The 25,506-nt window shown below is 71.1% G+C and carries 25 protein-coding genes; 11 read left to right on the top strand and 14 right to left on the bottom strand.

All coding sequences use genetic code 11. The features are described from left to right. Positions 1-6: 6 nt before the first annotated feature. Genes QF032_RS09985 through QF032_RS09995 form a run of 3 tightly spaced genes read right to left on the bottom strand, consistent with a single transcriptional unit; the run spans position 7 to position 2,479 of the window. The gene (locus QF032_RS09985; protein ID WP_306953445.1) at positions 7-801 is read right to left on the bottom strand and encodes an amino acid ABC transporter ATP-binding protein; all 795 of its coding nucleotides are present in this window, start codon (positions 799-801) and stop codon (positions 7-9) included. Next, the gene (locus tag QF032_RS09990) at positions 798-1,631 is read right to left on the bottom strand and encodes an amino acid ABC transporter permease (protein ID WP_307041654.1); all 834 of its coding nucleotides are present in this window, start codon (positions 1,629-1,631) and stop codon (positions 798-800) included. The genes QF032_RS09985 and QF032_RS09990 overlap by 4 nt, the downstream gene beginning before the upstream one ends. Beyond that, positions 1,628-2,479 carry a transporter substrate-binding domain-containing protein gene (locus QF032_RS09995; protein WP_307041656.1) on the bottom strand — a complete coding sequence of 284 codons (852 nt, stop codon included), beginning with the start codon at positions 2,477-2,479 and terminating at the stop codon, positions 1,628-1,630. The genes QF032_RS09990 and QF032_RS09995 overlap by 4 nt, the downstream gene beginning before the upstream one ends. Before the next feature lie 173 nt (positions 2,480-2,652). Between QF032_RS09995 and QF032_RS10000 the strand changes: the two genes are divergently transcribed. From QF032_RS10000 to thpD, 6 genes are all read left to right on the top strand, one after another. Continuing rightward, positions 2,653-3,753, top strand: a complete 1,101-nt coding sequence (locus QF032_RS10000; RefSeq protein WP_307060199.1) for a pyridoxal-phosphate-dependent aminotransferase family protein — start codon at positions 2,653-2,655, stop codon at positions 3,751-3,753. A gap of 201 nt (positions 3,754-3,954) precedes the next feature. Then, a complete protein-coding gene (locus QF032_RS10005; RefSeq protein ID WP_307041660.1) occupies positions 3,955-4,482 on the top strand; it encodes a DinB family protein in 528 nt (175 codons plus the stop codon). A 268-nt stretch (positions 4,483-4,750) separates the two neighbouring features. Continuing rightward, the gene (gene ectA, locus QF032_RS10010; RefSeq protein ID WP_307055784.1) at positions 4,751-5,257 is read left to right on the top strand and encodes a diaminobutyrate acetyltransferase; all 507 of its coding nucleotides are present in this window, start codon (positions 4,751-4,753) and stop codon (positions 5,255-5,257) included. 83 nt (positions 5,258-5,340) lie between these two features. After that, a complete protein-coding gene (gene ectB / locus QF032_RS10015; protein ID WP_307041663.1) occupies positions 5,341-6,612 on the top strand; it encodes a diaminobutyrate--2-oxoglutarate transaminase in 1,272 nt (423 codons plus the stop codon). Between the two features lie 99 nt (positions 6,613-6,711). Then, entirely contained in the window at positions 6,712-7,125 is a 414-nt protein-coding gene (locus QF032_RS10020) for an ectoine synthase (protein WP_107444667.1), read from the top strand. Next, positions 7,119-8,060, top strand: a complete 942-nt coding sequence (gene thpD / locus QF032_RS10025) for an ectoine hydroxylase (protein WP_373430465.1) — start codon at positions 7,119-7,121, stop codon at positions 8,058-8,060. The genes QF032_RS10020 and thpD overlap by 7 nt, the downstream gene beginning before the upstream one ends. Before the next feature lie 44 nt (positions 8,061-8,104). On the opposite strand, the gene QF032_RS10030 is transcribed toward thpD, so the two are convergent. From QF032_RS10030 to QF032_RS10045, 4 genes are all read right to left on the bottom strand, one after another. Then, positions 8,105-9,157, bottom strand: coding sequence for an aminotransferase class V-fold PLP-dependent enzyme (locus QF032_RS10030; RefSeq protein WP_307041669.1), 1,053 nt, complete (start codon positions 9,155-9,157; stop codon positions 8,105-8,107). A gap of 95 nt (positions 9,158-9,252) precedes the next feature. Beyond that, a complete protein-coding gene (locus QF032_RS10035) occupies positions 9,253-9,969 on the bottom strand; it encodes a DsbA family oxidoreductase (protein WP_307055788.1) in 717 nt (238 codons plus the stop codon). Positions 9,970-10,132: 163 nt separating this feature from the next. Beyond that, positions 10,133-10,741 (bottom strand): DUF1349 domain-containing protein, encoded by a 609-nt coding sequence (locus QF032_RS10040; protein ID WP_307041673.1) that lies wholly within the window; start codon positions 10,739-10,741, stop codon positions 10,133-10,135. A 37-nt stretch (positions 10,742-10,778) separates the two neighbouring features. Next, positions 10,779-12,308 carry an aldehyde dehydrogenase (NADP(+)) gene (locus QF032_RS10045; RefSeq protein ID WP_307041675.1) on the bottom strand — a complete coding sequence of 510 codons (1,530 nt, stop codon included), beginning with the start codon at positions 12,306-12,308 and terminating at the stop codon, positions 10,779-10,781. Between the two features lie 123 nt (positions 12,309-12,431). Here QF032_RS10045 and QF032_RS10050 point away from each other — a divergent pair, with 123 nt between their 5' ends. The 3 genes from QF032_RS10050 (at position 12,432) to QF032_RS10060 (ending at position 15,245) form a co-directional block, all read left to right on the top strand. Continuing rightward, entirely contained in the window at positions 12,432-13,205 is a 774-nt protein-coding gene (locus tag QF032_RS10050; RefSeq protein WP_107444662.1) for an IclR family transcriptional regulator, read from the top strand. A 32-nt stretch (positions 13,206-13,237) separates the two neighbouring features. After that, positions 13,238-13,708, top strand: coding sequence for a GNAT family N-acetyltransferase (locus QF032_RS10055; RefSeq protein ID WP_306953422.1), 471 nt, complete (start codon positions 13,238-13,240; stop codon positions 13,706-13,708). A gap of 79 nt (positions 13,709-13,787) precedes the next feature. After that, a complete protein-coding gene (locus tag QF032_RS10060; protein WP_307055790.1) occupies positions 13,788-15,245 on the top strand; it encodes a peptidoglycan D,D-transpeptidase FtsI family protein in 1,458 nt (485 codons plus the stop codon). A gap of 45 nt (positions 15,246-15,290) precedes the next feature. On the opposite strand, the gene QF032_RS10065 is transcribed toward QF032_RS10060, so the two are convergent. Continuing rightward, a complete protein-coding gene (locus tag QF032_RS10065) occupies positions 15,291-16,745 on the bottom strand; it encodes an NCS2 family permease (RefSeq protein WP_307055792.1) in 1,455 nt (484 codons plus the stop codon). A 264-nt stretch (positions 16,746-17,009) separates the two neighbouring features. On the opposite strand from QF032_RS10065, the gene QF032_RS10070 reads away from it, so the two are divergent. Together QF032_RS10070 and QF032_RS10075 are read left to right on the top strand one after the other, a co-directional pair. After that, a complete protein-coding gene (locus tag QF032_RS10070) occupies positions 17,010-17,573 on the top strand; it encodes a SigE family RNA polymerase sigma factor (protein WP_306953417.1) in 564 nt (187 codons plus the stop codon). Further along, positions 17,570-18,439, top strand: coding sequence for a hypothetical protein (locus QF032_RS10075; protein WP_307041681.1), 870 nt, complete (start codon positions 17,570-17,572; stop codon positions 18,437-18,439). Before QF032_RS10070 ends, QF032_RS10075 begins: the two co-directional genes overlap by 4 nt. Positions 18,440-18,537: 98 nt before the next feature. On the opposite strand, the gene QF032_RS10080 is transcribed toward QF032_RS10075, so the two are convergent. The 6 genes from QF032_RS10080 to QF032_RS10105 all read right to left on the bottom strand — a co-directional run bounded on the left by QF032_RS10080 (position 18,538) and on the right by QF032_RS10105 (position 25,490). Beyond that, a complete protein-coding gene (locus tag QF032_RS10080) occupies positions 18,538-19,335 on the bottom strand; it encodes an HAD family acid phosphatase (protein ID WP_307055794.1) in 798 nt (265 codons plus the stop codon). A gap of 146 nt (positions 19,336-19,481) precedes the next feature. Next, positions 19,482-20,513, bottom strand: coding sequence for a pectinesterase family protein (locus QF032_RS10085; RefSeq protein ID WP_307060201.1), 1,032 nt, complete (start codon positions 20,511-20,513; stop codon positions 19,482-19,484). A gap of 4 nt (positions 20,514-20,517) precedes the next feature. Continuing rightward, complete coding sequence (locus QF032_RS10090; RefSeq protein WP_307055796.1) at positions 20,518-21,660, bottom strand: pectinesterase family protein; 1,143 nt, start codon at positions 21,658-21,660, stop codon at positions 20,518-20,520. Positions 21,661-21,766: 106 nt separating this feature from the next. Beyond that, entirely contained in the window at positions 21,767-23,104 is a 1,338-nt protein-coding gene (locus QF032_RS10095) for a pectate lyase family protein (protein ID WP_307055797.1), read from the bottom strand. A 158-nt stretch (positions 23,105-23,262) separates the two neighbouring features. After that, positions 23,263-24,060, bottom strand: a complete 798-nt coding sequence (locus QF032_RS10100) for a rhamnogalacturonan acetylesterase (RefSeq protein WP_307041688.1) — start codon at positions 24,058-24,060, stop codon at positions 23,263-23,265. Between the two features lie 92 nt (positions 24,061-24,152). Continuing rightward, on the bottom strand, positions 24,153-25,490 hold the full coding sequence (locus tag QF032_RS10105) for an ABC transporter substrate-binding protein (RefSeq protein ID WP_307041689.1): 1,338 nt from the start codon (positions 25,488-25,490) through the stop codon (positions 24,153-24,155). Between the last annotated feature and the right edge of the window lie 16 nt (positions 25,491-25,506).

The following is a 25,506-nucleotide window of genomic DNA, read 5'->3' on the forward strand; positions in this document are numbered from 1 at the left end:
TGCACCCTAGCCAGTGGTCTTGCCCACCTGGTCGGAGGTCTCCTCCTCCACGTCGGCCATCGCCGGGTCGAGGAGGCGGGAGAGGAAGTGGCGGGTGCGCTCGTGCCGCGGAGCGCCGATGACCTGGGCGGGGGCGCCGTCCTCGACGATCACTCCGCCGTCCATGAAGACGACCCGGTCGGCGACCTCGCGGGCGAAGCTCATCTCGTGGGTGACGACCATCATCGTCATGCCCTCGTTCGCCAGCATGCGCATGACGGCCAGGACGTCCCCGACCAGCTCCGGGTCGAGCGCGGACGTCGGCTCGTCGAAGAGCATCACGTCGGGGCCCATGGCCAGCGCGCGGGCGATCGCGACGCGCTGCTGCTGGCCGCCGGAGAGGGAGGAGGGATAGGCGTGCGCCTTCTCCGACAGGCCCACCCGCTCCAGGTTCCGGGCCGCGACCTCGGCGGCCTTTGCCTTGCCGCGGCCGAGCACCCGGCGCTGCGGCAGCGTCAGGTTCTCGGTCACCGACAGGTGCGGGAACAGGTTGAACTGCTGGAAGACCATGCCGATACGGCGTCGCACGGCGTCGATGTCGACATCGGGGTCGGTGAGCTCGGTGCCGCCGACGAAGACCTGGCCCTTCGTCGGTTCCTCCAGCAGGTTCACGCAGCGCAGCAGCGTCGACTTGCCGGAGCCGGAGGGGCCGATCACGCAGACGACCTCGCCCCGGCCGATCTCCAGGTCGATGCCCCGCAGCACCTCGTTGTCGCCGAACGCCTTGTGCAGGCCGCGCACTTCGATCTCGGGTCGGCTCATTTCACGGCCTCCTGGGCCTTGGCCTCCATGCGGCGCACGACGAAGCCGAGCGGGACGGTCACCAGCAGGTAGCACAGGCCGGCGACCAGGATCGGCGTGGAGTTGGCGGTGTCGCTGGCCAGATCCCGGCCGAACTTGGACAGTTCGCGCTCCTGAAGGGTCACACCGAGGAGCAGGACCAGGGAGGAGTCCTTGAAGAGGATGATCAGTTCGTTGGTGAGCGGCGGCAGGATGATCCGGAACGCCTGCGGGATGACGATGGAGATCATCGCGCGGGCGGGCGAGAAGCCCAGCGAGCGCGCCGCCTCCGTCTGCCCCTTGGGCACCGCCTGGATGCCCGCGCGGAACGTCTCCGCCATGTACGCGGCGCCCACCAGGCCGAGCGCGAGGGCCGCCTTGCCGTAGGTGCCGCCGACGATCTCCGTGCCGGGGAAGGCCAACGGCACGGCCACGCCGATGAACACGAAGATCAGCAGGGCGGGCAGACCCCGGAAGATCTCGATGTACACGCCGGCCACCCAGCGGTACGGGCCCACCGAGGACAGCCGCATCAGCGCGATGACCAGGCCGAGCACCAGCCCCAGCAGGAAGCCCGACAGGGTGTACAGGACGGTGTTCTTCAGCGCCAGCGTGATGACGTCCGGGAACATCTCCTTCGCGATGTCCCACTGGGCGAACTGGTTCTTCAGCCGGCCCCAGTCGGCCGTCACCGCGAAGACGATCACGGCGGCGACGAACACGGCGTACTGCGCGCCGCGCGACAGCCGGCGCCTCTGCCGCCGGGTCGGTCCCTTCCTCTTCGGCCGGAGCGGTACGTCCGCGGCGGTCATGACGCCGACGGGGAGGCCGCGGACGCGTCGTACGGGCCGATCCACTTCTCGTACAGCGTCTTGTACGTGCCGTCGGCCTTGGCGTCCGCCAGCGCCTTGTTGATCGCGGCGACCAGCTTCGCGTTGCCCTTCTTCACCGTGAAGCCGTACTGCTCGCCGGTGTTGAGGTTGTCGACGACCTTGAAGGCGTCGGCGTTGGCCTTGTCCTTCAGCCAGCCCTGGACCACCGGGTAGTCGATGATGACGGCCTTGACCTGACCGGTGCGCAGTCCGTTGAGGACGGCGTCGGAGGACTCGAAGGAGACCGCGTCGAAGCCCTGCTTCTCGGCGTAGTCCTCGCCGGTGGTCTGCGCCTGCGCGCCCAGCTTGACGCCCTTGGCCTTCACGTCGGCGAGCGAGGTGACGCCCGCGCCCTTGTCGACCAGGACGGCCTGGGTGGCCTCGAAGTAGGGGTCGGAGAAGTCGACGTTCTTCTTGCGCTCGTCGGTGATGGTCATGCCGGCCGCGGCAAGGTCGCACTGGCCGGAGTTCAGGAAGGCGCCGGTCTTGAAGTTCTCGAAGGGCGTGTCGACGATCGCCTGCTTCACGCCGAGGTTCTTGGCGACCAGGTCGATCAGGGAGACGTCGAAGCCCTGCACCTTGCCGTCGATCTCCGACTGGAAGGGCGGGTAGGGCAGATGGGTGCAGGTGGTGAGCCGGCCCGCCTTGACGAGCTCGACCCCGCCGGCGGCGGTCTTGGAGCCGCTGCCGCCGTCGTCGCTCGACGTGCAGGCGGCCACGAGCACGAGCCCGGCCGTCGCGGTGACAGCGGCCAGGATGCGGGTCCGGCGCCCGGAGAGGGGGATCACGGCGGGCCTTCCTGTAAGGGAACTATGGGTTCCGATTATAAGGATGAGTTTGAGTCTCTCAAACCAATCCGATGGCCACGAGGTCGTCCGACCTACGAAGTCACCAGTGGAGAGGGGGGAGGATGTCCCGGTTACTCTCGTCCCTCTACCCCGTCAGCGAAGAGAGCACCGTCGTGACACACCCGTTCCTGGACCTCGCACCGCTGAGCGCCGCACATTTCGCCTCGATCGAGGACCGGGTGGCCCGGCTGCTGGACACCCGGCAGGACGTCGTGGTCATGCAGGGCGAGGCACTGCTGCCCCTGGAGGGGGCGATCCGGGGCGCGGCGGGTCCGGGCACCACGGCCCTCAACGTGATCACCGGCCCGTACGGGCAGACCTTCGGCGACTGGCTGCGGGACTGCGGCGCGACCGTGATCGACCTGGCGGTCCCCTTCCACACGGCGGTGACGGCGGCACAGGTCCGCGAGGCGTTCGCCGAGCACCCGGAGATCGACTTCGTGTCGCTGGTGCACGCGGAGGCGGCGACCGGAAACACCAACCCGGTCGCGGCCGTCGGCGAGGTGGTGCGGGAGCACGGCGCGCTGTTCTACCTGGACGCGGTCGCCTCGATCGGCGCGGAGCCGGTGCTGCCGGACGCGTGGGGCGTGGACCTGTGCGTGATCGGCGCGCAGAAGGCGATGGGCGGCCCGGCGGGCGTGTCGGCGGTCTCGGTGAGCGAGCGGGCGTGGACGCGGATGTCCGCGAACCCGCAGGCCCCGCGCCGCTCCTACCTGTCCCTGCTGGACTGGAAGCAGCGCTGGATCGACGGCGGCCGCACGGCCCTGCCGCACGCGCCGGCGCAGTTGGAGATGCTGGCCCTCGAGGCGTGCGTCGAGCGGATCGAGACCGAGGGGCTGAAGACGGTGATGGCCCGTCACGCGTCCGCGGCGGCGGCGACGCGGGCGGGCGCGTCGGCGCTGGGCGGCGGGCTCGAGCCGTATGTGCACGACGCGGCGGAGGCGGCGCCGGTCGCCACGACGCTGCGGGCGCCGGCGGGCGTGCCGGCGTCGGAGCTGGTGGCCCGGGCGCTGGCGATCGACCCCGCGCTGCCGCTGGCCGCGGGCGGGGGCGCGCCGGCCGGTGAGATGATCCGGGTCAACCACTACGGGGCGGACGCGACCCTGGGCGCGGTGCGGGGATGCCTGGCCGCCCTGGGCGCCGCCCTGACCGGGAAGGGCCTGCCCGTCGACCTGGACGCGGCCCGCCGGGCCACGGAGCGCGGCCGGAACTGACGGCACCACCAGGACCGACCGGAGGAACGGCGAGAACCGACCGGAGGAACGGCGAGAACCGACCGGAGGGGCGACGGGAACCGACCGGAGGGGCGACGGGAACCGACCGGAGGGGCGACGGGAACCGATCGGAAGGCCGAACCGGCCGGACGGCGGCCGGAATCGGCCGTCGGTGTCGGAGGCCGGTGGCATGCTGCCGTCATGACCACCGACGCGCACCGGAAACTTCCCGACGGCCGCCCGGTCCCGCTGCTGACCGGCGAGGAACTCCCCATGCTGGAGAGCTGGCTGGCGTTCCACCGGGCCACGCTGGAGCTGAAGTGCGCCGGGCTGGACGACGGGCAGGCGCGGACGGCGTCCGCCGAGCCGTCCTCGCTCACCCTCCTCGGCCTGGTGCAGCATCTCGCCGAGGTCGAACGCAACTGGTTCCAGCGGGCGTTCGCCGGTCTCGAGGTGCCGCCGGTCTTCGGGGAGAGGACCGGCTACGCACTCGACGCGGACCGCGGCCTCGACGAGGCGCTGACCGTCTGGCGGCGGGAGATCGCCCGCGGGCGCGAGCTGATCGCCGGGCGGTCGCTCGAGGACACCGGCCGGATCGTGGACGGCCCGATGGCCGGGCTCGAGGTCAGCCTGCGCTGGGTGCTCGTCCACATGATCGAGGAGTACGCCCGCCACAACGGCCACGCCGACATTCTCCGCGAGCGCATCGACGGAGTGACCGGAACCTGAACGGAAGGTAATTCGGAAATTCATTCCGGATATTTTTCGGGGACTTCCCCGCGATAGCTTTCCCGAGTGCTTCTGCCCCACTTTCCCATGCCTAAACGCAGTAATTTCCGGGTGCCCCGGAACTGCGTGACGCATTGCACAAGTTCGACTATATGCACCTTTTGCGCGGTGTGAATCAGGACAAACAGGGCTCCCGCCTCTCCGGCATCACGGAATCACCACGGCCTCTCCATGCGTTATCGAATTTCGCTCGGTAAGTTCCATCCGCATGACTGCCGCACAAGCAGACCTGCGTATCGACCGCCCGTCGGTGGCTGACGGAGCCGCCCTCTGGCGTCTCGCCAAGGAATCCGGAACGCTCGATCTGAACTCCTCCTACAGCTATCTGCTGTGGTGCCGCGACTTCGCCGGCACCTCGGCGGTGGCGCGCGCGGAGGACGGCGCGCCGGTCGGTTTCGTCACCGGCTACGTACGGCCGGAGGACCCGCGCACCCTGCTGGTCTGGCAGGTGGCCGTCGACGCCGCCCACCGAGGTCGCGGACTCGCCGCCGCGCTGCTCGACGGGCTGACCGCGCGACTCGCCGCCCAGCGCCCGCTCACCACCGTCGAGACCACCATCACGCCGGGCAACACCGCCTCCGAGCGGCTGTTCGCCTCGTACGCCGAACGGCACGGGGCGACCGTCACCCGCGAGGTGCTGTTCGGCGCCGGGCTGTTCCCCGACGGCCCGCACGACCCCGAGGTGCTGTACCGGATCGGCCCGCTCTCCTTCTGATCCGCCCGCGCTCTCCCGCCTCCCCCCGCGTCCCCGCCCCCGTACCGCTCTCCTGCCGACCCCACACAAGGAGTGTTTTCGCCGTGACCCTCACCCAGCCCGACCTCAGCGTCTTCGAGACCCTCGAATCCGAGGTGCGCAGCTACTGCCGCGGCTGGCCCGTCGTCTTCGACCGCGCGCAGGGCAGCCGCATGTACGACGAGGACGGCCATCGGTACCTGGACTTCTTCGCCGGCGCCGGATCGCTCAACTACGGCCACAACAACCCCGTGCTGAAACGGGCGCTGATCGACTACCTGCTGCGGGACGGCGTCACGCACGGGCTCGACATGTCGACGGTCGCCAAGCGGACGTTCCTGCAGACCTTCCAGGACCTGGTGCTGCGCCCCCGTGACCTGCCCTACAAGGTCATGTTCCCGGGCCCGACGGGCACCAACGCCGTGGAGTCCGCACTGAAGCTGGCGCGGAAGGTGAAGGGCCGCGAGGCCATCGTGTCGTTCACCAACGCCTTCCACGGCATGTCCCTCGGGTCGCTCGCCGTGACCGGCAACGCCTTCAAGCGGGCCGGCGCCGGCGTCCCCCTGGTGCACGGCACGCCGATGCCGTTCGACAACTACTTCGACGGCCAGGTCCCGGACTTCCTCTGGTTCGAGCGGCTGCTCGAGGACCAGGGCTCCGGCCTCAACAAGCCCGCCGCCGTGATCGTCGAGACCGTGCAGGGCGAGGGCGGCATCAACGCCGCGCGTCCGGAGTGGCTGCGGGCGCTCAAGGATCTGTGCGAGCGCCAGGACATGCTGCTGATCGTCGACGACATCCAGATGGGGTGCGGGCGCACCGGGGCCTTCTTCTCCTTCGAGGAGGCCGGCATCGTCCCGGACATCGTCACGGTGTCCAAGTCCATCAGCGGCTACGGACTGCCCATGTCGCTCTGCCTGTTCCGGCCGGAGCTCGACGTGTGGGAGCCGGGCGAGCACAACGGCACCTTCCGCGGCAACAACCCGGCCTTCGTCACCGCCACCGCCGCGCTCGAGACGTACTGGGCCGACGGGTCGGCCATGGAGAAGCAGACCCGGACGCGCGGCGAGCAGATCGAGCAGGGGCTCATCTCGATCACCGAGGAGAACCTCGCCGACGTCAAGGAGTACCGGGGCCGCGGTCTGGTGTGGGGCCTGGAGTTCCACGAGAAGGAGCGGGCCGGCCGGGTCGCGCGGCGCGCCTTCGAACTCGGGCTGCTGATCGAGACGTCCGGCCCGGAGAGCGAGGTCGTCAAGCTGCTGCCGGCGCTGACCATCACCCCGGAGGAGCTGGACGAGGGCCTGAGCATCGTCGCCCGGGCCGTGCGGGAGACCGTCTGACGCTCCCGTGCGGGCCGGCCGCGACCCCGGCCCGGCCCGCGCACCGGCCGCTTCGGCGGCCGGGCCATCCGTCACCTACCTAGGAGGCATCGCGACACCGTGATCGTCCGTTCGTTCAAGGACATCGAGGGCACCGACCGGCATGTGCGGGCGGCGTCCGGCACCTGGGAGAGCAAACGCATCGTCCTGGCCCGGGAGCGTGTCGGATTCTCGCTGCACGAAACGATTCTGTACGCGGGCACCGAGACGTCGATGCACTACGCGAACCACGTCGAGGCCGTCGTCTGCGTCGAGGGCGAGGCCGAGCTGACCGACCACGAGAGCGGGCTGACGCACACCGTCACGCCCGGCACCATGTACCTCCTCGACGGGCACGAGCGGCACACGCTGCGCGTCAAGGAGGACTTCCGCTGCCTCTGCGTGTTCAACCCGCCCGTCACCGGACGGGAGGACCACGACGAGAACGGCGTCTACCCCCTGCTGACCGAGCCCGAGGAGGTGCAGGCATCGTGACCACGCTCACCGATCTCTACCCCACCCGTGGCACCACCGAGGTGTCCGTCCCCCGCCAGGACCCCGTCCTCTGGGGCTCCCCCGACGCCCCCGGCCCGATCCCGGCCGCCGCTCTGCACTCCTACGAGCGCGACGGCTTCCTCACCGTCGACCAGCTGATCGGCGACGACGAGGTCGCCGTGTACCGGCGTGAGCTGGAGCGGCTCGTCACCGACCCGGAGATCCGGGCGGACGAGCGGTCGATCGTCGAGCCGCGCTCGAAGGAGATCCGGTCCGTCTTCGAGGTGCACAAGCTCAGCCAGGTGTTCGCCGCGCTGGTCCGTGACGAGCGGGTCGTCGGGCGGGCCCGGCAGATCCTGGGGTCGGACGTGTACGTCCACCAGTCGCGGATCAACGTCAAGCCGGGCTTCGGGGCCGGGGGCTTCTACTGGCACTCCGACTTCGAGACCTGGCACGCCGAGGACGGGCTGCCGAACATGCGGACGGTGTCCGTGTCGATCGCGCTGACCGAGAACCTCGACACCAACGGCGGACTCATGATCATGCCGGGTTCGCACCGGACGTTCCTGGGCTGCGCCGGGGCCACGCCGAAGGACAACTACAAGCAGTCGCTGCAGATGCAGGACGCGGGCACGCCGTCCGACGAGGCGCTCACCTCGATGGCGGATGCCCACGGCATCAGGCTGTTCACCGGCAGGGCCGGTTCGGCGACCTGGTTCGACTGCAACTGCATGCACGGGTCGGGCGACAACATCACGCCCTACCCGCGCAGCAACGTCTTCATCGTGTTCAACAGCGTGGAGAACACGGCGGTGGAGCCGTTCGCGGCGCCGATCCGCCGTCCGGAGTTCATCGGGGCCAGGGACTTCACTTCACCCCGGTGCGATGAGCCGCTGCGCGACGAGCCGCTGCCCGGTCCCCTGACGCCGGGCTGACGCGACCGACCGCCGCCGGAAGCTCCCGGCGGCGGTCGGTCGCGTCAGCCCGACAGGACGTCCAGCAGGCGGTCGACGTCGGCGGCCGTGTTGTAGAGGTGGAACGCGGCGCGCAGGCTGCCCGCGCGGTCGGAGACCTGGATGCCTGCCGCGGCCAACTCGGGCTGCCGGAAACCGAGTCCGGGCACCGAGACGATCGCGGAGCCGGGCGCGGGGAGGGGTTCGCGGCCGAGTGCGGCGAGTCCGGCGCGGAAGCGGTCGGCGAGGGCCAGGTCGTGTGCGCCGATCTCCTCGACGCCGATCTCCTCGACCAGTTCCAGGGAGCGCCGCAGTCCGGCGTAGCCGAGCAGGGCGGGTGCCAGGTCGAACCGCCGTGCGGAGTGCGCGAGTTCGGCCACCGGGCCGTAACAGCTGTCCCAGGGCTCCTCGCCGGTGACCCAGCCCGCGAGGATCGGCGACAGCCCGCCGAAGTCCTCCGGGACGACGAGGAAGGCCGCGCCGTGCGGGCCGAGCAGCCACTTGTAGGACACGGCGGCGGAGAAGTCGTACGCGCCGGCGTCCGTCGGCAGCCAGCCGGCGGACTGCGAGAAGTCGACGTAGGTACGTGCCCCGTGCGCCCGGGCCGCCTCGCGCAGGGCGGGCAGGTCGGCGATCCGGCCGTCGGCGGACTGGGCGGCGCTGACGGCGACCAGCGCGGTGCCGGGACGGACGGACTCGGCGATCCGCTCCAGCGGGACGGCCCGGACCTTGAGGTCGCCGCGGACGTGGAACGGGTTCAGCACGGAGGTGAAGTCGTTTTCCGCCGTGAGCACTTCGGCGCCGGCCGGGAGCGCGGCGGCGATCACCCCGGTGTGCGCGGCGACGGAGGTGCCGAGGGCCACCCGGGTCACGGGGACGCCGGCCAGCCGGGCGTAGGCGGCCCGGCAGGCCTCCACGTCCTCGTGCAGCGGGGTCAGCGGCCGCCCCTCGGCCCGCAGCAGCACCGCCTCGTGCAGGGCGGCGACCGCCCTCGCGGGCAGCAGGCCGTTGCTCGCGGTGTTCAGATACGTGGTCTTCGGGGTGAACTCGGCACGGACACGGCTCTCGAAGGTCTCCATGCCTCCACTCTGGGCCCCACGGATCTCCCCGTCCATTGCCGATTTTTACGCGATTCCCCTAAGGAACGCTTATGGATGGGCGCTGACCTGAGGTTTCACCGCTGGGGGACTTCGCAGCCGTCCGGGCCGCAGGCCTGCGCGCCGCCGTCGTCGATCAGTTGCAGCGGCGAGCGGTCCCCCCACGCCCGGGTCAGGGCCTGGGCGAAGACCTCCGCGGGCTGGGCGCCGGAGACGCCGTAGGCGCGGTCGAGGACGAAGAAGGGCACGCCGTTCGCGCCGAGCTCGGCGGCTTCGCGCTCGTCGGCGCGGACCTCGTCGGCGTAGGCGGCCGGGTCGGCGAGGACCGTGCGGGCGGCGTCGGCGTCCAGGCCCGCCTCGACCGCCAGCTCCACGAGCCGCTCGTCGCCCTCGGTGAAGACGGACCGCTCCTCGGCGAAGTTCGCCCGGTACAGGAGCTGGATGAGCTCGTCCTGGCGGCCCTGCTCCTTGGCGAAGTGCAGCAGACGGTGCATGTCGAAGGTGTTGCCGTGGTCGCGGTCCCGGGTGCGGTAGTCGAGGCCCTCGGCGGCGGCCTGCGCGCCCAGGTTCTCCTCGCCGGCCTGCGCCTGCGCCTGGCTCATCCCGTACTTCTTGGTGAGCATGGCGAGTACCGGCTGCACGTCGCCCTTGGCGCGGCCCGGGTCCAGCTCGAAGGAACGGTGGACCACCTCGACCTGGTCGCGGTGCGGGAAGGCCTCGAGCGCCTTCTCGAAGCGGGCCTTGCCCACGTAGCACCACGGGCAGGCGATGTCGCTCCAGATCTCGACGCGCATGTCTCGGCTCTCTTCAGGTCGTGCGGCTGACACGGAGGTTCCCTCCGCCAGGTGCATGAACGTTCAAGCAGCCCGCTTCATTCCCCGGCCCGGCGCCGCCGCTCACGCGCCGGGAGGACGTGACGGCCGTCGCCCCGGTTCCGTCCCCCACTCGCAGGACCGGTCAGCTGCCGTCCCTCAGGTCGGCCGGCCACTCGGGCCTGAACTCGAGGTGGTCGTACGTCACCACGCAGCCCTCCCCGATCGGCGACTGCGTCATGAAGCCGACCAGGGCCGCGCCGGTCCGCTCCTCGTCGCCGAGGGTGAACAGGCGGACGAAGGTCCAGCGGCGGCCGTCCCGGGAGGCGTGGAAGGCGAAGGCCCGGCCGGTCCGGCTCACCCGCAGCCAGACCGAACTCCCCTCCACGGTGAAGGCGTTGGCGTCGTCGGAGTGTCCCCGGGTGACCACCGTGCAGACGGTCGCCACGTCCGGGGAGTACTCCAGGCAGAGCTTGGCCCAGGCCCGCTCGCCGACCTGGACGTACAACGTCCCCGCGTCGAAGGCCCCGGTGAACCCCACGGTGACCCGTGCGATCAGCTGGAAGTCGCCCTCCGGGGCCCCCAGCAGGCGGGGGGCGTCGGCGGCGGCGTCCAGCGCCTCCCCGGTGGGCGTCACGAACCGGTCCTGCCGCGCTCCGGCCCAGCCGGTGAGCACCCCGTCCTCGTGGAACCAGTGCCCGTCGGGCCCGTAGGTACGCAGGGGAAAGGGCAGTTCGGGGAGCGAGAAGTCCATGGTCTGATTATCGGACGTTCACGCGGAGCCCCAGGCGCTATCGCTCCAGACGCCCGTTGAACCGCCGGGGAAGACCCGGCTCGTTCTCGTCCCGCAGCTCCACGGGGAGCAGCGCGGCAGGGGTGTTCTGGTAGGCGACCGGCCGCAGCCACCGTTCGATCGCCGTGCCGCCCACCGAGGTGGAGGTCGACGTGGTGGCCGGGTAGGGCCCTCCGTGGTGCTGCGCCGGTGCCACGGCGACGCCGGTCGGCCAGCCGTTGACCAGCACCCGCCCGGCGAGCGGCGTCAGCTCGGCGAGGATCTCCCCGCCGCGTCCCTCACCGGCCGCCTCGCCCTCGGACAGCTGGACGGTCGCCGTGAGGTTGCCCGGCAGCCGCGACAGCACGGCCCTGACCTCGTCGTCGTCCTCGTAGCGGGCCACGACGGTGACCGGCCCGAAGCACTCCTCGAGCAGCAGGTCGTGCGTGCCCGCGGCGGTGAGCCGGGCGGCGGGCACGGTCAGGAACCCCGCGCTCACGGTGTGCTCCCCGCCCGCGCCGGGCGTGACCGGCGACTCCACGTCGGGCAGCGCGGCGCGCTCGGCGACCCCGGCGACGAAGTCGTCCCGCATCCGGTGGTCGAGCAGCACACCCGCCTCGGTGTCGCTCACGGCGTCGGTCAGGGACTTGAGCAGCCCGTCGCCGGACGCGCCGGACGGCACCAGGACCAGCCCGGGCTTGACGCAGAACTGGCCGACGCCCATCGTCATCGACCCGGCGAGTCCGGTCCCGATGGCCTCGGCGCGCTCGGCGGCGGCCGCCTCGGTCACCACGACGGGGTTCAGCGACCCCAGCTCGCCGTGGAACGGGATCGGCGTCGGCCGGGCGGCCGCCGCGTCGAACAGGGCCCGTCCGCCCCGGATCGAGCCGGTGAAGCCGGCGGCGGCGACCAGCGGGTGCCCGATCAGCTCGACCCCGGCGTCGAAGCCGTGCACGAGGCCGAGCACGCTCGCCGGGATGCCGTGCTCGGCGGCGGCCGTGCGCACCACCTTGGCGACCAGCTCGGACAGCCCCGGGTGGTCGGGGTGGGACTTGACGACGACCGGGTTGCCGGCCGCCAGCGCGCTGGCGGTGTCGCCGCCGACGACGGAGAAGGCGAAGGGGAAGTTCGACGCCGAGTACACGGCGACCACGCCGAGCGGCACCTTGTAGCGGCGCAGGTCGGGGACGGGCGGGGTGGCGGTGTCGTCGGGGTGGTCGACGACGACGTCGAGGAAGGCGCCCTCGTCGACGATGTCGGCGAACGCGCGCAGCTGGTAGCAGGTGCGGGCGAGCTCGCCGTTCAGCCGGACCGGGCCGAGCGCGGTCTCGGCGTCGGCCACCTCGACGAGGGTGTCCTTGGCGGCCTGGAGGCGGTCGGCGGCGGAGCGCAGGAACGCGGCGCGGACGGCACGGTCCGTGAGGGAGCCGCGCGTTTCGTGGGCGGCACGGACGACGGCGTCGACCTCCTGGGCTGTGGCCTCCACCGCAACCTGTTCACGCTGCTTCCCGGTTCGGGGGTCGACACTCCAGACTGGTGCTGCTGCCACCGCGGGTCCCTCCACGTTTGGTACTGGCTCATCCACCAGGGGCGTTCGATATGCTGAACGCTGTCTCTGATGATGAATATGCTGTCGGAGCGTATTTCCCGTCGAACGAAGGGGTCAAGGGCGATGTCGGCTGTCGAGACGGGGGGCGGAGCGCAGGTCAAGTCCGCGGTAAGGACGGTTGAGCTGCTGGAATACTTCGCCGGCCGCCCCGGGATGCACTCCCTCGCGTCGGTCCAGGAGGCCGTCGGATACCCCAAGTCGAGTCTGTACATGTTGCTGCGCACGCTCGTGGAACTGGGCTGGGTGGAGACGGACGCGACGGGCACGCGGTACGGCATCGGGGTGCGGGCGCTGCTCGTCGGCACCTCGTACATCGACGGCGACGAGGTGGTCGCGTCCGCCCGGCCGACCCTGGACCGGCTCTCGGACGACACCACCGAGACCATCCACCTGGCCCGGCTGGACGGCACGAACGTCGTCTACCTCGCCACCCGCCAGTCGCAGCACTACCTGCGCCCGTTCACCCGGGTCGGCCGCCGGCTGCCCGCGCACTCCACCTCGCTCGGCAAGGCCCTGCTGAGCACCTACACCGACGAGCAGGTCCGCAAGCTGCTCCCGGAGACGCTCCCGGCGCTCACCGAGCACACGATCACGGACCGCGAGAAGCTCATCGAGGAGCTGCACCAGGTCCGCGAGCAGGGCTTCGCGGTGGACCGCGAGGAGAACACCCTGGGCCTGCGCTGCTTCGGCGTGGCTATCCCCTACCGCACGCCGGCCCGGGACGCGATCAGCTGCTCCGTGCCGGTGGCGCGGCTCACGCCGGCGCACGAGCAGCTGGTGAAGGACGCCCTGTTCGACGCACGCGACCGGCTGACCCTGGCCACCCGGCGGCTCTGAACCCAGGGCGCGAAGGCCCTACCCTCTGCGGTATGCCGATCGCTCTGCGCCGGGTCCACGACAGCGATCTGCCGGTGTTCTTCCGGCAGACGAACGACCCCGAGTCCCTCACCATGGCCGCCTTCACCCCGGAGGACCCGACCGACCGGGACGCCTTCGACGACCGCTGGAACAGGATCCGCGCCTCGTCCGCCGTGGTGCGCACGATCCTGGTGGACGGAGACGTGGTGGGCAGCGCGGCCGTGTACGGGGAGCCCGGCGAGCGCGAGGTGACGTACTGGGTGGACCGTGCGTACTGGGGCCGGGGCATCGCCACGGCGGCGCTGGCGGCCCTGCTCACCGAGGTGCCGGAGCGCCCGCTGTTCGCGCGGGCGGCGGCCGACAACGCCGGTTCCCTCCGGGTCCTCGTCAAGTGCGGCTTCGTGCCCACCGCCCGCGCCACCGGGTACGCCCCCGCGCGGAAGGCGGAGATCGAGGAGGTCGTCCTGCGGCTGGAGAAGTGAGCCGGGTGCGGATGAACAGCCGATGAGAATCCGGGACGGAGGGAACGCACTCCCCCGTCCCGTTCGTCTTCCCCTCGCCATGAACAAGACGATCAGACGCGCCTCGGTCTTCACGCTGCTGCTGGTGTTCGCCCTGCTGCTGCGGGCGACCTGGGTGCAGTTCTACGAGGGCCGGGCGCTCGCGGACGACACCCACAACCGGCGCAACGCGATCACGACGTACGCGGCGCCGCTCGGGAACATCATCGTGGCCGGGAAGGCGATCACCGGATCGGCCGTCACCTCGGACAGCGACCTCAGATACAAGCGCACGTACACCGACGGCGAGCTGTACGCGGCGGTGACCGGCTACGCCTCGCAGAGCTACGCCCCGACGCAGCTGGAGGGCGTGTACGCGAACCTGCTCAACGGCACCGACCCCCGGCTGAAGACGGTCCTGGACACGGTCACGAACCAGCGGGCGGACCCGGGCGACGTGCTCACCACGATCGACCCGGCGGTGCAGAAGGCGGCGTACGACGCGCTCGGCGACAAGAAGGGCGCGGCCGTCGCGATCGACCCCACGACGGGCCGGATCCTCGCGGTCGTCTCGACGCCGTCGTACGACCCTTCGTCGCTGACCGACGCCGACACCGCCGGCACGGCCTGGAAGAAGCTGACCGCGGACCCCGACAAGCCCCTCGTCAACCGGGCGCTGCGGCAACCGCTGGCGCCGGGCTCGACGTTCAAGCTGGTGGTGGCGGCGGCCGCGCTGGAGGACGGGCTGTACACGTCCGTGGACGAGAAGACCGACAGCGCGGACCCGTACACCCTGCCGGGCACGCGGACGGACCTGGCGAACGAGAGCAGGTCCGCGCCCTGCGAGGACGCCTCGATCCGGGTGGCGCTGCAGTACTCCTGCAACAACGTGTTCGCGCACATGGCCGTCCAGCTCGGTGAGGACAAGCTGAAGGCGATGGCCGACAGGTTCGGCTTCGACGACGACAGCCAGGACGTGCCGGTGCGGGCCTACGCGAGCGTGTACCCGTCCGGCATGAACGCCTCGTCGACCGCGCTGACCGGCATCGGCCAGTTCGACGTGACGGCGACGCCGCTGCAGATGGCCATGGTGTCGGCGGCCCTCGCCAACGGCGGCAAGCTGGTCTCGCCGCACATGGTCGAGCAGATCACGAACGGCGGCGGCGACGTCCTTCAGGACTACGACGACAAGGCGACCACCACCCAGGTGGTCAGCTCCTCGACCGCCGAGCAGCTGCGGTCGGCGATGCGGACGGTCGTCGAGAAGGGCACGGGCACCAACGCGCTCATCGACGGCGTCACCGTCGGCGGCAAGACGGGCACGGCCCAGAACGGCGAGAACAACAGCAAGGCCCCGTACGCCTGGTTCACCTCGTACGGAAAGTCCGACTCGTCCGGCGAGCAGGTCGCCGTGGCGGTCGTGGTCGAGCAGTCCGACGCGGCGCGTTCCGAGGTGAGCGGCAACGGCCTGGCCGCCCCCGTCGCCAAGGCGATGATGGAGGCGGCGCTGCGGAAGTGACCGGCGGTTGCGGGGGCGGACCGGGGAACGGCCGCCCCCGTCACGTCACTTGACGCCGAGGATCTGCTCGATCGGGTCGATCGCGAAGTACACCAGGAACAGCGCCGAGGCGCCCCACAGCAGCCAGTGCACCTCCTTCGCCTTGCCGAGCACGGTCTTGACGACGACGTACGCGACGAAGCCGGCGCCGATGCCGTTGGTGATCGAGTAGGTGAAGGGCATCACCGCGATGGTGAGGAAGGCCGGGATCGCGATCTCGTACCTGTCCCAGTCGATGTTCTTGACCTGGGTCATCATCAGGAAGCCGACGGCGACGAGGGCCGGGGCGGCCGCCTGGAGCGGGACGATGGTGAGGACCGGCGTCAGGAACAGCGCGAGGGCGAAGAGCGCGCCGGTGACGAGGTTGGAGAACCCGGTGCGCGCGCCCTCGCCGACGCCGGCTGCCGACTCGATGTAGGAGGTCGCGGAGGACGACGAGGCCGCGCCGCCCGCGACCGCCGCCGCCGCGCCGTCGATGAGCAGCACGCGGCCGAGGTTGGGCACCTCGCCCTTGTCGTTCAGCAGTCCGGCCTCGGCGCTGATGCCGACGACGGTGCCCATGGTGTCGAAGAAGTCGGACAGGAGGAGCGTGAAGACCAGCAGGACGACGGTGACGACGCCGGTCCGGCCGAACGCGCCGAACAGGCTGAAGTGGCCGATCAGCCCGAAGTCCGGGGCGCCGACGACGTCTTGCGGCCACGAAGGCGTCGTCAGTCCCCAGGACTTGATGTCGGCGAGCGAGTCGATGACGATCGCGAGCAGTGTCATCGCCACGATGCTGATCAGGATCGCGCCCTTGACCTTGCGGGCGAGCAGTCCGACGGTGAGCAGCACACCGAGGCAGAAGACGAGGACGGGCCAGCCGCCCAGCGTGCCGGTGCCGCCGAGCTGGACGGGGACGGTGGTGTGCGCGGCGTCGGGGATGCGGCTGACGAAGCCGGCGTCGACGAAGCCGATGAAGGCGATGAACAGGCCGATGCCGACGCTGATCGCCTGCTTGAGCGGCTGCGGGATGGCGTGCATGACGGCCTCGCGCAGTCCGGTCGCCACCAGCACGCAGATCAGCAGGCCTTCGAGGACGATGAGACCCATCGCGTCGTCCCAGCTCATCAGCGGGGCGATCTGGAAGGCGACGACCGCGTTCAGGCCGAGACCCGCGGCGAGGGCGAGGGGCAGGTTGCCGCCGACGCCCATGACGACGGTCATCACCGCGGCCACCAGGGCTGTGGCGGTGGTGAGTTGCACGCTGTCGAGGCGGTGCCCGAACTTGTCCTCGGCACTGCCCAGGATGATGGGATTCAGGACAAGTATGTAGGCCATGGTGAAGAACGTGGCGGTGCCGCCGCGTATCTCCCGGGCGAACGTGGACCCTCGTTCGGATATCCGGAAGTACCGGTCGAGGCTGTTCACCGCCGGTCTCTCACGAGTGGGCCGGTCGGCCTTCTGCTGCGTCTCGGACATGACTGCGACTCCTGGGGGCCGGAACGATCTCGATGCGGATGCTGGCTGGATTGTTCCCCCGTTGAACCCTCTTCAGGTTTTCGCCGTGTTACGGAATCGGGTTCCGGACACGTTCGGTCTGCCATGCGATGTTCGAACCCCCGACCGAACCGGGGGGTTGCGCACTGCTACGCTTCCCGATCTCGTCCCGACCGCCTCCCCGGGACATCCCCATGTCATTCACATGGCACGCACAGCACAGGTCGCACCGAGAAGAGGTAACCCGTGGGCACAGTCGTCGACGACGCCGCCTCCGTGGAGTTCCACGCCTTCTTCGACCGCCACTACGCCGAACTGTCCCGTCTCGCCTGCCTGCTGACCGGCGAGGCGGACGCCGCCGACGACCTGGCGGCGGACGCGCTCCTCGCGCTGTGGAACCGCTGGGACCGGGTGCGCGCCGCCGACCATCCCGTCGCGTACGCGCGCGGGGTGGTCGCCAACCTCGCCCGCACCCGCATCCGCAGCGCCGTCCGCGAGCGCCGCAGGATCGCGCTGTTCTGGTCGCAGCGTGAGGAGAAGACGGAGAACCCCGACGTCGCCGGAGTCGTGGACGTCCAGTCGGCGCTGCGTAGACTGCCGTTCCGCAAACGGGCCTGTGTGGTGCTGCGGCACGCCTTCGATCTGTCGGAGAAGGACACCGCGCTCGCGCTCGGCGTCTCCGTGGGTACGGTGAAGAGCCAGACCTCCAAGGGGATGGCCGAGCTGCAGAAGCTGCTGGGCGGCAGAGGGGCTCCGGTTAGGGTGCCTGCGATGGCACGCGACCGTCAGGCCGCAGGGAGGGACCGATGACGACGCAGCGGGACGTGCACGGCGAACTGCGCACCCGGCTGCACGCGGCGGCCGAGGCGCACCAGCCCGACCGGGCGCGCATCCTGGCCCGGGTCGAGCGCGGCATGGCCGGGCAGGGACAGGCACAGGTCCGCTCCGCCCACCGGGCGACCCGCCCGCCGCTGTGGAGCTGGGCGCGGATCGTGGGCGCGACGGCCGCGGTCGCGGGCATGCTCGCGGTCGGCGGTTACGCGGTGGCGTCCGCCGTGAAGGGCGACGCCCCGGCGCAGCAGTCCGTCTCCGCCTCCTCGCCGCCGGTCGAGTCCCCGGGCGCCACCAGCCGCCCGCCCCTCTCGCCCCGGCCGACTCCGGCCCCGGGCGGCGGCCGGACCCCCGCCGGGCCGGGCGTCTCCCCGCCGAAGAGTCCCGCGGCCAAGCCCTCGACGCCCACGGCGTCCCTGCTGCCGGTGACGACCGACGAGGCGGAGGGCCCGCTGTGGTCGGACGGCTCGGTGGACCCGCACAGCAACGACTTCTGGGCGCAGAGCAACGTCACGCTGAAGACGTCCGAGGCGCTCACCGCGCTCACCGTGCAGCTGAAGGTCGCGCAGACCGGCGGGGTCTCGTCGGCGGGCGCCTGGCGCTCGCTGCCCGAGGGCGACTTCGTGTTCACGGTGGCCGAACGGGACGGCTTCCTCGTCTACACCTGGGTGCTCAGACAGGGCCGTACGGTCCCCAAGGGCGAGTGGGTGTTCGCCGGGCAGTACGACCACGACCGCGGCGGCCGTGACGCGCACGACGACACCTACGCGATCGCCGGCCGCTCGGACGGCCGTCAGACCGTCGTGGGCGGCGACTTCGCCTCCCACGACGACAAGAAGGACTGAACCGGCTGGACCGGATGGACCGACCGGGCCGGCCGTGCGGGGGCGGGACGATCCCGTCCCCGCACGGAACGCAGGGAACGTGCGGAACCTACGGAACGTCAGCTGACGAAGTAGGTCGGGTTCGGCAGCTTGTACGTCCGGTCGGCGTAGCCGCCGTCGAGGTCGGAGTACTGGTCACCGAAGTTCGCGATGATCTCGTAGCCGAGGTCGCGCTCGATGTGCTTGCGGGTGCCGGACTTGTACTGGACGGTCGTGCAGGTCCAGGCGCCCGGGGTGGCGCAGCCGCTCAGGTAGGACGGCGGGGCGGCGGCGTTCTTGAGGAACATGTGCGCGGCGTCGAGGTTGACGTCGGCGCCGACCTTCTTCAGGTTGTCGACCGCGGCGGTGCGCTGCGCCTCGCCGAGGCCCGAGTTGTAGAAGACCTCGACGCCCTTCTTCTCCGCGTACCGCACCAGCTCGGGGCTGCCGAAGACGGCCGGCCGGTCCGCCTTGTTCACGTACGCCGCCCAGCTGGCGGAGTTGTACGTGTAGTTGTACCGCTTCTCGTAGTCGAGGCTGAGCAGCAGGGTGTCGTCGATGTCGAAGACGACCGCGGGCCGCTGGTGCTTCCTGACCGCCTTGCGGGCGGACTGGTCGATGTACTTCCGCGCGGCCTTGTCGATGCTCGCGAGGTCCTTGGCGTACGGGCTGGTCGGCGACGCCTGGTACACGCCGTCGGCGTCCGGGGCGGTGCCGTAGTAGGTGTCGATGTCCTTCACCAGGAGCCCGATGTTGTAGGGCTCGTGCGTGGAGTTGGCCGTGGACTGGCCGGCCGTGGCCGCGCCGGCGCCGTAGAGGGCGGCGCCGGCGACGGCACAGGCCGCGGCGACGGCCGCGATGCGCAGTGGCTTATGCATGACACGTTTTCTACGCGCGTCACGTGGGTGAGCGCGAGACCCGCCGGGCAAAAAACGGGTCAAGCGCCCCGACGGGCTCAGTTCATGACCGTCGACCCGAGGGCGTCGCCGCCGGGGTCCGCGACCCCTTGGGGAGCCCGCCGGGGTCACCGGCGCCCGTAAGGCCTCCAGTCGCCCAGGTACGTCCCCCGGGTGTGCAGGGCGGCCTCCGCGGGGGTCAGCTGCGGCCGGTTCTCCGGCACCGAGATCACCGCTCCCGGACCGGAGTTGGCGTACTCCCAAAAGCGCATGGTCTGCCAGGGATAGCCCTCGCGCATGTTGGCGTACGGCGTCACCGCGTCGACACCGGGGCCGATCCAGGTGTCCCGGACGACCAGCGAGGGCCAGGCGGTCGTCTCGTAGGACGGCACCCAGGGCCGGGCGATCTTGTACGCGGCGTCCTCCGCGGCGGAGGTGATCCGGCCGCGCAGGGCGAGGAAGCCGTAGGGGTCGGCCCGGGCGGTGGCGGGGGCGAAGACCATGCCCTTGGGGGTGAAGGACACGTCCCGCCGCAGGGTGTGGAAGCGGCAGGCGTCGAAGACGGCCCGGGCCCGCCCGAAGACGAAGTCGACGTCGCCCTCGATGTGGCAGTGGCGGTAGTACTGCCGGTCGAAGGCGTCGAGTGCGGTGGTGTCCGCGAAGAGGGTGTCCTGATGAGCGAGGAACCGGACGTTCTCGAAGTGCGAGCGGTCGCCGGTGACGTGGGCGGCGACGGCCTGGGTGCCGGTGGTCTCCGGGTGGTCGGCGCGCAGCCAGTCGTTGGCGAGGGTGAGGTCGCGCACGGTGAGGCCGGGCGCGGCGGAGGTGAAGGCGGCGGAGCCCGCGGTGCCGTAGGGGCCCGACCCGTCCGGCCTGGGCGTGCCGCCTGCGTTGTCGTACACGATGACGGCGGCGCGTGGGTCGCGACTCGCGCCGCGCAGGGTCAGCTCCGCCTTGTCCGCCGGGACGGCGACGACCTCCCGGTACGTTCCCGGGTGGACGACGATCGTCCAGCCGGGGCCGGAGACGGCGTCCACGGCCGCCTGGACGCTGTCGCCGGGGCGGACGTGCAGGACGCGGCGGGAGTGCGCGTGGGCGGCGGGCGCCCCGGTGAGCAGGGCGGCGCCGGTGGCGGCGGCGAGGAGGGTGCGGCGGGGCAGCATCTCAGCACTCCCCCTTCCAGGGCTCCCAGTCGCCGAGGTAGGCCTCGCGGGTCGCGGACCGGGCCTGGTCGCGGGTGAGCTGCGGGCGGTTCTCGGGGACGGTGATCCGTGCTCCCGGCCCGGTGTTGCGGTACTCGGCGAACCGCTGGCTCTGCCAGGGGAAGGAGGCCGACATGTTCGTGTAGGGCGCGGCCGCGTCGATGCCGGCGTCCATGCGGGTGTCGCGGACGGTGAGCATCGGGCGGGCGGTGGTGTCGGAGCTGGGGACCCAGGGGCGGGCCAGCTTGTAGAAGGCGTCGGGGGCCTCGCTGCTGATCCGGCTCCCGGTGACCAGCTGGCCGAGCGGGTTGGCGCCCGCCGTGGAGGGGGCGAAGACGAAGCCGTAGGGCGCGCCGGCCAGGTCGGTGCGGTTCAGGGTGCGGAAGTGGCACCGCTCGAGGACGGCGGTGGCGCGGCCGAAGACGAAGTCGACGTCGCCCTGGACGTAGCAGTGCGTGTAGTACTGCCGGGCGAAGGCGGTCAGGGACATCGAGTCGGCGTACAGGGTGTCCTGGTGCCCGAGGAAGCGGCAGTGGTGGAAGGCGGAGCGGTCGCCCTGGACCTTGACGGCGACGGCCTGGGTGCCGGTGATGTCGGGGTGGTCGGCGCGCAGCCAGTCGTTGGCGAAGGTGATCCGGTGGGCGGTGAAGCCGGCGGCCTGCAGGGTGGTGGTGGCCGAGCCGGTGGTGCCGTAGGTGCCGCCGCCGGGCTTGGCGGTGCCGGCCGCGTTGTCGTAGACGATCACGACGTCCCGGGGGTCCTCGCAGGCGCCGATCCAGGTGGCCTCGGTGCGGGTGGGATCGAGGACCACGGTCTCCCGGTAGACGCCGGGGGCGAGGACGAGGGTCCAGCCGCTGCCCGAGGCGGCGGCGACGGCGTCCCGCACGGTCGTGAAGTCGCCCCGGCCGAGCGGGTCGACGTAGAGGGTCTGCGGGGTGCGGCGGGCGGCCGGGGAGCCGTACCGGCCGAACGGGCGGCGGCCGCCCGCCGAGACGCGGGCGTCCGCGGCGGCCTGCGCGGACGGGGCGCCCAGGGCCAGGGCGGCGGCCGTTCCCGCGCTCGCGGCGCTCACGGCGAGGAACCGTCTTCTCGAAACGGGGTGCATGCGGGTGCTCCTTGACGGTGCGGCTCTGCGGGGGTGGCTCTGAGGTCTGCCGGTGCGGCCGGGGCGACGAGGGGCGTCGCCCCGGCCGTCTGACGGTCGTACGAGGTCAGCCGAGGCGTCCCGCGCCCGCGCCGCAGTCGACGATGCGGGGGACCGCCTTCGCCGGGTCGACCCGGGTGCGCAGGGTGGGCGTCCAGCCGGCGCCGGACTCGAGGGTCTCGGCGGGGATCTGGGCGTTGTGGACGGCGATCAGGTCGGTCTTCACACCGTTGACGTAGTTGTCGGCGGCGGTCAGCGGCGAGACGTTCCACCGCTTGAGCACCTTGGCCGCGCTGACCCCCTGCGGCAGGGTGAACGCGTTGTGCTCGGCGACGAGCTTGGACTCCTTGCCGATGCCGAAGCTGTAGGTGTAGTCGCCGTTCGCGACGAAGTGGTTGTTGTAGGAGTCGACCTGCCCGAAGCGGACGCGGGGCGCGCGCTCGACCAGGTTCGCGAACAGGTTGTGGTGGAACGTCGTCCGCAGGTGCCCCCGGTCGCCGGCGGCGGTGGACTCGCTGTCGCTGTTGCCGATGAGGATCGTCTTGTCGTGGTCGCTGAAGACGTTCCAGGAGGCCGTGACGTAGTCGGCGCCGCGCACGATGTCGAGTTCGCCGTCGTGCTGCTGGTAGAGCATGCCGAAGTAGGTCGGGGCGGCGCTGTCGGGGTGTGCGCCGTCGGTGAACGTGTTGTGGTCGAGCCAGACGTGCGTGGCGCCGTAGACCACGGCGGTGTCGTACTCGGAGTTCCAGTTGCCCTTGTCCCCGTCGGTGGGGTCCCACTGGGGGAAGCAGTCGATGGGCGACTCGAAGGACATGTTGCGCAGGATCACGTTGTCGACGGCCTTGATCTGCAGGCTGACGCCCTTGAATCCGGCGTTCCGCCCGATGCCGACGATGGTGGTGTTGGAGGGGATGTTCGCCTTGATGGCCTTGTCCTGGTTGGCGGCGGAGACTCGCCGCAGCCCCTCGGGACTGCCGGCGGGCTCGGCGGCGAGGTCGGTGTCCAGTCCCCAGGCCTCGGGCGCGTACTTCGCGAGGTAGGCGTCGAAGTCGTATCCGGGCGCGGCGAAGGCGTCGCAGCCCTCGGCGACGGCGTCGATGACGCCCTTCACCTTGATGATCTTCGGCGTGTTGCCCCCGGCGGCGAGGGCGGCCTTGAACTCGGCCCAGGTGGTGACGGTGTGGACGTGGGCGGCGTCGGCGGCCGAGCCGCCCGTCGTTCCGGTGCCGGACGAGGCCCAGCCGTCGTTCGCGGGCAGCACCTGGCGGCCGAGGTCGGGGGCGGCGTGCCGGGCGCGGCCGTGGTGCTCGCCCTGGGCGGACGCCGTGCCGGTCACGGACAGCACCAGCGCGGTGCAGCCCACCAGGACACCAATGACACGTCCATGACATCTCTGTGTACGCACTGTGCGGTTCTCCTTCTGTTGCGGCGGCGGGTCGGCCCGCGCCGACGGGTCGGGCCGACGGGTCGGGCCGACGGGTCGGGCCGGCGGGTCGGGCCGACGGGTCGGGCCGGCGGGTCGGGCCGACGGGTCGGGCCGGCGGGTCGGGCCGGCGGGTGGTGCTACGCCAGCGGGTCGGGCCAGGTGATCCAGGACGGGGGGATCTGCTCGTTCAGCCGGACCACGTCACACGGGGCCAGCACCCGTGTGCGCAGCAGCTCCCGTACGGCGAGCCGCGCCACGGCGATCGCGCCCGGCGGGTTGAAGTGCGTGTTGTCCTGCTCGGTGGCGGTCCAGTTGAAGTACGCCTTCGTCTCCTCGACGCCCAGCTGCTGCCAGAGCGCCAGCGACAGCGCCTGGACGTCGAGCAGCGCGACCCGTTCCTGCGCGGCGAGCGCGCGCATGGCGGCGGGGTACTCGCCGTGCGTCGGCTGGGCCTTGCCCGCGGCGTCGAACCGGCGCCGCTCCACGGGCGTGGCGAGGACCGGGCGGGCCCCCTTCGCCCGGGCGCCGGCGAGGTACTGCCGCAGGCAGTCCTGGTACGTCGTCCAGGGCTCGGTGTAGCGGGTGGGATCGGTCGTCTTCTCGTCGTTGTGCGCGAACTGGACGAGCAGCAGGTCCCCCGGCCGGATCGCCGCGAGGACGGCGTCGAGCCTGCCCTCGTCGATGAAGCTCTTGGAACTGCGGCCGTTCACCGCGTGGTTGACGACGGGCAGGCCGGCGTGCAGGAAGAAGGGCAGTGCCATGCCCCACCCGGTCTCGGGTGCGGCGTCGGAGTACTTCTGGGCGGCGGTGGAGTCGCCGGCGATGTAGAGCGTGCGGGGCCGGCGGGCGCCTGCGCCGGCGGGGCCGGCGGCCGTGGCGGCGAGCGGAACGGCGGCGAGCGCCGCGGCGGTGACCTGTCTGCGGGTGAGCGACACCTACGTGCACCTTTCGCGTGGGAGGCACGGGGGAACTGCGCGGCCTGCCGGGACGGGCCGGCAGTCCCCCGTGACGACGATCGCCCTGGCGGTTACTTGTGGTTCTTCTTCCAGTCGGCCTGGGCGGTGTTCAGCTGGTCGGCGAGCGTGTCCAGGAACTGCTTCGCGGTCATCTTGCCGAGCAGCACCTTCTGGAAGTTCGGCTCGTTGTCGGCCTTCGAGATGGTGTTCCAGTCGGGCAGGTAGTAGGGCAGCTGCACGATCTTCGTGGTGGTGCCCGTCAGCGCCTCGGCGGCCAGCTTCGTCGGCTCGGACTCCTGGACCCAGCTGTCCTGCGCGGCCTCCAGGTTCGCCGGGATCGAGCCCGCCGACTTGTTCCACTTGCTGTTGGACGCGTGCGAGGCGGCGAACTCGATGAACTTCCAGGCGGCGGTCTTGTTCTTGCTCGACTTGAACAGGCCGAGCCCGTCCACCGGGTTGGAGACCTGCACCCGGGTGCCGTTGTCCATCGTCGGAGCGGGCACGCCCTTGAACTTGCCGGCCAGCGCCTTCTGGTGGTCCTTGTACGAGCCCAGGTTGTGGCTCAGCATGCCGATGGTGCCGGAGTCCCACTGGGCGACCATCTTGGTGAAGTCGTTGTTGACGTCGGCGGCCGGGGTGTCCTTCTTGTACAGGCCGACGTACTTCTCCAGCGCGGCCACGTTCTTCGGGTCGTTGACGGTGGTCTTGTCACCGCTCCAGAACTCGGTGATGCCGCTCTGCCCGTAGGCCGCGTCGAGGGCCGGGGAGATCGAGCCGGAACCGCCGCGGATGGTGTAGCCGAAGGCGTTCTTGTCCTTGTCGGTCAGCTTGTCGGCGGCCTCGTAGAACTTCGACCAGGTGGTCGGCGCGTCCAGGCCCGCCTTCTGGAAGAGGTCCGTGCGGTACCAGAGGGTGCCGTTGTTGGCGGAGGTCGGCACGGAGTACGTCTTGCCGTCGATGCCGGCGGCCTTGACGCTGTCCAGGAACTTCGCGTTGAGCTTGCCGCCGAGGCCGCTCTTCTCCAGCCGGCTGTCGAGCGGTTCGAGGGCGCCCTGCGCCGCGACCTCGGCGAGCATCGCGGCGCCCACCCCTCCGACGTCGGGCAGTCCGCCGCCCTGGATGGCGGTGTCGTACTTGGACTGGACGCTGTCGGCCGGCACACCGACGTACTTGACCTTGATGTCCGGGTTCGCCTTCTCGAAGTCGGCGATGATCTCCTTCCAGACGTCGGTGCGGACACCGCCGTTGTTGTCCCAGAAGGTGATCTCCCCCTTGCCGGAGCCGTCGCCTCCCTTGTCTCCCGCCGCACCGCTGCCGTCGTCGCCGCAGGCGGTGGCGGTCAGCGCGAGCACGGTGGTGACGGCGAGGGCCAGGGCGGCGCGCCTGCTTCTGCGGATGCTGCTTGTCATGTGGTCGGCTCTCTTC

Source organism: Streptomyces achromogenes (assembly GCF_030816715.1).
Classification (GTDB): Bacteria; Actinomycetota; Actinomycetes; order Streptomycetales; family Streptomycetaceae; genus Streptomyces; species Streptomyces achromogenes_A.